This window comes from Arsenophonus nasoniae DSM 15247, from assembly GCF_000429565.1.
Taxonomy (GTDB): Bacteria; Pseudomonadota; Gammaproteobacteria; order Enterobacterales; family Enterobacteriaceae; genus Arsenophonus; species Arsenophonus nasoniae.
The window spans coordinates 19,785-27,240 of sequence record NZ_AUCC01000048.1 but is presented as its reverse complement, the minus strand read 5'-3'; the positions used below and the strand labels follow the sequence as shown (position 1 = coordinate 27,240).

Sequence of the window (7,456 nt, the reverse complement as noted above, 5' to 3'; positions counted from 1 at the left end):
ATACGGTACTGGCTGACAAAGCCTACTCTGGGAATGCGCTACGTAACGAGTTGAAAAGAAAAGGGATGAAAACGGTTATTCCCCGAAAATCAAATGAAAAACTGGCTTCAGATGGACGCTCGCAACTTGATCGTGATGCTTATCGCCATCGCAACGTTGTGGAAAGGTGTTTTGGCCGTTTAAAGGAATATCGCCGGATCGCTACACGTTATGAAAAAACGGCAAGAAACTATCTAGCAATGGTGAAACTGGGCTGCATTCGCTTGTTTTACCGCCGATTACGCAATTAAGGGACACAGCCTAGTACTAAACGTAAGACTCGTTTTTATTTATTGTTAACAACGTTTCTTTTTACTGTTTATTCATTACCACTCAAGTATTAAGTAAAAAACAGAGAAAAAATCATGAGGCTCGCTATCAAACCGATAACATCGAACAACTAAAGAAATACTTGTCAACCACTGGTGATCATGCTGAAAATTAGTCGTAGTTAGGTATTGTTGTTAATGCAGCTAAGGGCCCATTGAATTTTTGATTAACAAAAAATAACAACATGGCGATTGAATCCGCATTATTAAGTATTGTCTCTGCTTTAAGATAGGTACAGCGACTATTAAATACACTAAAAATAGTATTTTCATAGTCAGGCCCATTAACAAGAAAGTCATTTTTTCTATAATTGATCGTTTGCATTCTAGTAAGAACATCGATTTTGCCTGCAAAAGAATCAAAACCGACCGCTCCGATTTTAGAGGGTGGGGGAACGCTTACAATATACCAAAAATCTTTAGTTTTTAGCGAAATATGTGATAATTCGTGAATAAAATTCCATGCGATAGCATTGGAATATTCATGTACAGCTGAATTGGTCATAAAGATACAGAATTCTGGATCGTTCTCATAAATCCAGGCCACTTTTTGATTATCTTTTTTGTTCTCTTTAACACTGATTATCTTATCCGGTGAATAGCGATTAACGAATGCTAAAAATTTTTTGATATGTATTTTGACCAAATTAATAATAGATTTATCGGTATCAGGATCAGGATAATTTATATCTCTAAAATAGCTAACAATTTCTTGTTGAATGGCCTGTTTCTCTAGTGCCGATAGTTCATTGCTAAATAGATTGTTAACAAAGTTAACGCCTTCTTTTACTTTTAAAAATGCTAATTCTAATTTTTGACCAAACATCGGATCTGAAATTTTAATATTATTTAAACCAACCGCCTCTATACTTTCATCGATGAGATCTATTTTTTTTAAGTGTGCTAATAGTTGTTGCGTTTTTTTTTCTTGCTGGCGTGTCTCTTGCTTAATTTGGGGTTCGGCTATTTTAACTAGACTTTCTGATGTTGAACGATCAACTTGTGTAACGCTCTCGATTGGTGTTAGTTTACTGGATGTTCGTTGTAATTTTTTTATGATTACGGGAATTGCTGGTTTTTCTGCAATTAATTTAGCTTTAGCTATGATTATTGTGTTATCTGACAACGCTAAATTGTTTGCCGTGTTAGAAACTGATTGAACATTCTGTAGAAGGGATCCTTTTCTATTAATATCTTTAATGTCGTCTTCTTTTTTATAATAACAATAGACATCCGTGCTAGATGAAGGATTATTTTGTGTACTAGTTACAGTATTATAGGATGATAGCATAAGTTATTTTTTATAAATCAAAATATATTCTATAGTAATATTTATTTTTAAATAAAACCTACCGTTAAGTTAACTAATCTGCTGTAAATTATTTAGTTAATATCGCTAGTTTATCAAAAATTAGCACTATTTTTTAGCTGGTTGTTTAAGTGATTTTTGATTGACAAATTATGATTATATTCTGTTAACCTAAAATGATTGAATTGAAGCCGATAAAAATTGACGGTGTTGAGAGGGGAATAAATTGGAAAAATAAGGCCAGATGTTGACCTTATTACAACCGAAAATAAATATTACTTAACTAATGTAACCGCCTCACAGGTAAGTTGACCAATAGCAGCCCAATCTCTAGCTTTTATTAATTTATTTTCCACCATCCATGAACCTCCACAAGCAACGACTTGTGGCAAAGCAAGATAATGGCGAATATTTTCTGGGCTGATCCCACCGGTTGGCATAATTTCTAATTGCGGGTAGGGAGCGAGTAGTGCTTTGAGCATAGATAAACCACCTGAAGGTTCTGCGGGGAAGAATTTAACAAGATTAATACCAAGTTGCATAGCTTGCTCAATTTGAGTTGGATTATTTATACCAGGAATAATTGGTATGTCTAATTCATGACATCCTTTTACCGTATCTGGGTTTAAACCAGGTGAAACGATAAAATCAGCGCCAACAGCTTCGGCTTGTCTAATTTGCTCTCGATTAATAATAGTGCCTGCACCAATCAAAATTTTGTTCGGCATCGCTTCTTTAAGCAGTTTGATTGCATCTGCTGCTGCTGGCGTACGAAACGTAATTTCTGCTACTGGTAATCCATTTTTTTCTAATGTTTTGCCTAAAGGAACAATATCTTGTGCTCGTTCAATGGTAATAACCGGAATGATCCTCAATTGTCGTAATTTATCTATCAGTGTGAGCATAATCAATTTTCCTTTGGTCTTGAAATTGGTGAGTAATACTTTTTGTTACTGAAGAGGAATGATAGCACTTTTATATTAAATAACGATATTTGCTAGTAACTGAATTATTAGCTTGTTTTTAATACCGATTTGACCATTTTTAATGGAGAGATGAGGTAATTATTTAACAAAATTCGTAGCTGGTAAGAATGAATAATCGTATTATATAAATAGAACGTTAATTTATTTTTTATTAATCTCTCTATTTATATCTTTTAATTATAAGGAATAGCTAAAAAATTACTTTACTGCATTGTTTATTAATAATGCTAATTATTTATTGTTATTTTTTATATAAAATAAAAATGCTAAATATGTTTATAAAAATTCATTGGAAAACTAGTATAACAATCTATTATTCCTTCATATTCTTAATTAATGAATTTTAGTTATATGAATAAATATTTTTATATATTCAATTGAAGAAGAATTAAAAATTATACCTAAGTTTAGTTATTTTTTGTTGAAAAATAGAAAAAACAATCGATATATATCGTTTTTTATTTAGACATGAATAAATCAATGTTTTTTGTTGTTAAATTTGGCATAAAATTTCAATTATTTATTAATTTTATCTGAACGCTTTCTAAAGTTGAGCTGGAATAAAAAATTCACTTAATCAATCAGATAAAATATCTGGCAATCCAGTCTATAAGTAGTAATTAATTCGAGTAATTTTTTCTGTTAAATTATTTTCATTATTATAAATCTAAATTGATTTGCGAATGATTAACTTATTTCTTAAATAGAAAAATACTTTTATCTATTGATTATTAAATAAAATATTTACTTTGATATAAATCACAAAAAATAAAAATATCATTTTACCTTTCTTGTAAGTTAGATAGAGGCATCTAATATCAATTCAGGTTAATGTTATTTCTTATTAACCTTTTCCATTATGCCAATAAAATAAATTCTATTTTATTGGCTTATTCATTTATTTTTTTGGAGTTAATTATGTTTAAGAAAATACTCCCGTTATTGCTATTATCTGCGACTTTATTTTCGTCGCATATATTAGCTGCGACTAATTCAGCAGGTGGAATAATTTCATTTGCTGGTGCTATAAGTGATACTACTTGTAAAATTAATGGAGGTGATAGTGCAAACTTTACTATATTACTAGATCCCATTTCGGTTTCTGATGCCGGAACAGCGGCATATACTGTTGTTGCAAAAAATCAGAAAGCATTTAAGTTAACTTTTTCTGATTGTGCACCTGCTGGCAATTCAGGCGGTAATTTACAATTTCATTTTTCATCACCAAGTAGTATCTCGACGGATGGTCAATATTTGGTGAATGATACTGTTGATGAAAATAATCCTAATGTAGCAAAAAATGTTGGATTTAGTTTATCTGCACCAAATGCTACAACGACCGCTATTGCATTAAATACCCCTTATGATACGAGCATAAAAGGAGATAAAACAGCACCACAAGCTGACGAGTTAACGTTCATCGTTAGTTATTACAAAACGCGAGCGGCACCCGCTAAAGCGGGTCCATTGCATGCAAATTTAATCTATACCATCTCTTATTTGTAAATAACATTAACCAGGCTCTTTTTGAGTCTGGTTTTTAACGGACTATTTATTATGAAAAAATTTTTGTTATTTATTATATTAATTATTTCTTCTAAAAATATATTAGCCAATATTGTATTGCAAGGGACTCGGATCATTTATTATGAAGGGAAGGACAATGTTACAGTGCAATTAACAAATCATGGAAAGCTACCGGCATTAGTACAATCATGGATTGATGATGGCAATATAAATTCTACCCCTGAAAAGAGCCATTCACCGTTTTATGTTTTCCCACCTATTGTAAAAATAGCGGGACTAAAAGGACAACAATTAAAAATAAAAATGATGTCGCATAAATTAGCTAAAGATAGAGAGAGTATTTTTTATTTAAATATTCTTGATATTCCGCCATACCCAGAAAATACCCAAGGTAAAAGCGTTTTACAATTGGCAATTAAATCAAGAGTTAAATTATTTTATCGGCCTAAGAGATTGATTACTCCTCCGGCAGAGGTATATAAAAAAATAAGTTATAAGTTAGAGGATAATAGCATTATAGTAAAAAATGATTCTAAATATTATTTCACGATAGCAAAAATAACGAATATTAATGAGACAAAAAAGAATCTGACAAAATCGAAGATGATCCCTCCGCTATCAAGCTCTAAATTGCCGCTAAAAAATAAGGTTAAGCATAATAAATTAACCGTAACTTATGTTGATGATTTTGGTGTTTATAAAACAAAAAATATTAACCTTAAATAAGAAGATAAATCGTGAAAAAAATATATTATCTTTATAATAGCCTAATTTTATTAGGTATATTGGATTATATGCCGGAATTATTTGCAGAGGAATTTGATACTACTTTGCTAGTGGGAAAATCAGCTCAAGGAGACATATCTCGTTTTTATCGAAATAGTGAAATTCCGCCAGGTAAACAATGGGTCGATATTTATGTTAATGATGATTGGAAAGGACAATTTGAAGTTGATATTGGCGAAAAAAATCAAAATATTACTATTGATGCTAAAGATGCTAATAAATTAGGTTTAAAACTTTCAGCTCAGACAAAACAGATAATTGAGCAAAATACAACTATTTCGTTGGATAATTTGGTTAATGAGATCAACTATTATTTAGATGTTAATCAGTTAGCATTAAATATTTCAGTCCCGCAAATTTCATTAGTTAAATCGGAGATAGGTTATGTTGATCCGATGAATTGGGACTACGGTGTACCGGCAATTATTCTCTCTTATAATACTAATTATTATAATTATCGGGAGAAAAAAAATAACAAACAGCGTAATGAAGCTTTTTTTGCCAATTTAAATAGCGGAATTAATATCGGAGCCTGGCAGTTTCGAGATGAGTCAAGTTATTCTTATTATTCCAGCGGTGATCATAAATGGCAAAATAATACCCGCTACTTACGCCGTTCTTTCAGTGCGATATCTTCTAATTTGATGTTAGGTGATTTCTATTCCCCCTCTACCTTGTTTAGTAGTATTCGTTTTAGAGGCGGGGTATTAACAACAGAAATGAATATGTTACCTAATTCCAGTCAGGAATTTACGCCGGTTGTCAGAGGTGTTGCTCAAACAAATGCGTTAGTAAAAGTATATCAGAATGGTAATCTAATTTATCAAGAAGCGGTTCCGCCAGGCGCGTTCGAATTTAGTGATCTACGTGCAGCTGGAGGAGCGGGCGATCTGTCTGTTGTAGTGCAGGAGGCCGATGGTCGTCAAGACTCTTTTACGGTGCCATTTTCAGCCGTACCAAATATGATGAAAGCGGGTGTATATGCTTACAATATTTTGGCTGGACAATCAAAAATGGCAAATACCTATTTCCAACCGAAATTTGCTCAAGCTGAAGCCTATTATGGTATCAATAATTTAGTCACCGTTTATGCCGGCTTTATTGGTAGCCGTGATTATAATGCTATTTTACTTGGTAGTGGCTGGAATTTTCCGTTTGGTGCTGTTTCATTTGATGCGACCCATGCAGCAGCTTATTTAGATACCGGAACCAAACGAGGCCAAAGTTTTCGCCTGGCTTATAGCAAGTTTTTGTCAACAACTGCTACTAATCTGACTATAGCGGCCTATCGTTATTCAACAGGAGATTATTATAGTTTTATTGATTCCATTTATGCCCATGATAATTATCAAGCATGGCTTAAGTATCAAGCGACGATTAAAAATAATCTTAATGATCAAAATCGAAATAATCCTTCAGATTTAGATTTGGCAACTTTTGATGCTTTGCGCGGTGCTCGTGCCAGAAATACATTTAATTTAAATTTAAATCAGCATTTGGGAAAAGATAATGGGGTTATTTTTCTGGCTGGTACACTGAGAAATTATTGGAATATTGGTGGTACCAGCCGCGAGTATCAAATTGGTTACTCAAATAATTATAAAAATATTACCTATAACTTATCTGTTTCACGGGTAAGGAATACCGATCAAAAAGAAGAAACTCGTTATTACTTGAGTGCCAGTGTTCCTATTAATCTATTTAGTCGCAATGCTTATCTCAATTCTGGTATTTACATGACAAATACCAATTATCAACAAGCCAATATCAGTGTCAGTGGGACAGCGGGTAAATATGATTTAATCGATTATACATTAACCGCTTCAAATCAGACTGGAGGTAATAATTTAATAAGTGGTAGTGTAAATTATCGCAATCCCTATAGTACAGTTGGCGCTTCATATAGTGAGGCTAATAATTATCGACAGACAGGTTTAAATGCCAGAGGAACCATCGTTGCATTTCCTTACCATATTCTTGCTTCTGGTGAAACAGCGAATACATTAACGATAATAGAAGCTCCAATGGCTGAAAATCTAACCGTTAATAATAATCGAGCAGTCCTTACCAATAAACAGGGATTAGCATTAGTAACTAATGCTACACCTTATCGTACAAATGTTTATACCCTCTCTCATACCAATCAGACTTCAGGTGCAGAGATTACTGACAATGTTGCACATGTGATCCCTTATGACGGAGCGGTTAGTCATATCAAATTGGAAACCGATCAGCGAAAAACTTATATGTTAAAGGCGACTTTTGCCGATGGTAGCCATTTACCTTTTGGTACAGAGGTTACTGATAGTCAGGGTGAATTTGTTGGTCATGTTGGGCAGTCAAGTGTGCTTTATATAAAAAGTGATCAATTACCACAATCACTGAATGTCAAATTGAATATTGACGGAAAAACAGAATGCATCATCCAGCAACCCGTTGATACCTTATACCTCAATCGTAATATTTGCCGATAGTTGGGA

General features: G+C 32.9%; 6 protein-coding genes. 4 read left to right on the top strand and 2 right to left on the bottom strand.

Features of this window, described 5'->3' with window-relative positions; genetic code table 11:
- On the top strand, positions 1-290 hold a 290-nt coding region (locus G468_RS0110705), incomplete at its 5' end, for an IS5 family transposase (RefSeq protein WP_026823123.1).
- A 190-nt stretch (positions 291-480) separates the two neighbouring features.
- On the opposite strand, the gene G468_RS0110700 is transcribed toward G468_RS0110705, so the two are convergent.
- Positions 481-1,659 (bottom strand): hypothetical protein, encoded by a 1,179-nt coding sequence (locus tag G468_RS0110700; protein ID WP_026823122.1) that lies wholly within the window; start codon positions 1,657-1,659, stop codon positions 481-483.
- A 293-nt stretch (positions 1,660-1,952) separates the two neighbouring features.
- Positions 1,953-2,582 (bottom strand): bifunctional 4-hydroxy-2-oxoglutarate aldolase/2-dehydro-3-deoxy-phosphogluconate aldolase, encoded by a 630-nt coding sequence (locus tag G468_RS0110695; RefSeq protein WP_026823121.1) that lies wholly within the window; start codon positions 2,580-2,582, stop codon positions 1,953-1,955.
- 999 nt (positions 2,583-3,581) lie between these two features.
- Between G468_RS0110695 and G468_RS0110690 the strand changes: the two genes are divergently transcribed.
- Genes G468_RS0110690 through G468_RS0110680 form a run of 3 tightly spaced genes read left to right on the top strand, consistent with a single transcriptional unit; the run spans position 3,582 to position 7,450 of the window.
- Positions 3,582-4,169 (top strand): fimbrial protein, encoded by a 588-nt coding sequence (locus tag G468_RS0110690; RefSeq protein ID WP_026823120.1) that lies wholly within the window; start codon positions 3,582-3,584, stop codon positions 4,167-4,169.
- Between the two features lie 51 nt (positions 4,170-4,220).
- Entirely contained in the window at positions 4,221-4,916 is a 696-nt protein-coding gene (locus G468_RS0110685) for a fimbrial biogenesis chaperone (protein WP_026823119.1), read from the top strand.
- A gap of 11 nt (positions 4,917-4,927) precedes the next feature.
- Positions 4,928-7,450, top strand: coding sequence for a fimbria/pilus outer membrane usher protein (locus G468_RS0110680; RefSeq protein ID WP_026823118.1), 2,523 nt, complete (start codon positions 4,928-4,930; stop codon positions 7,448-7,450).
- Positions 7,451-7,456: the final 6 nt, after the last annotated feature.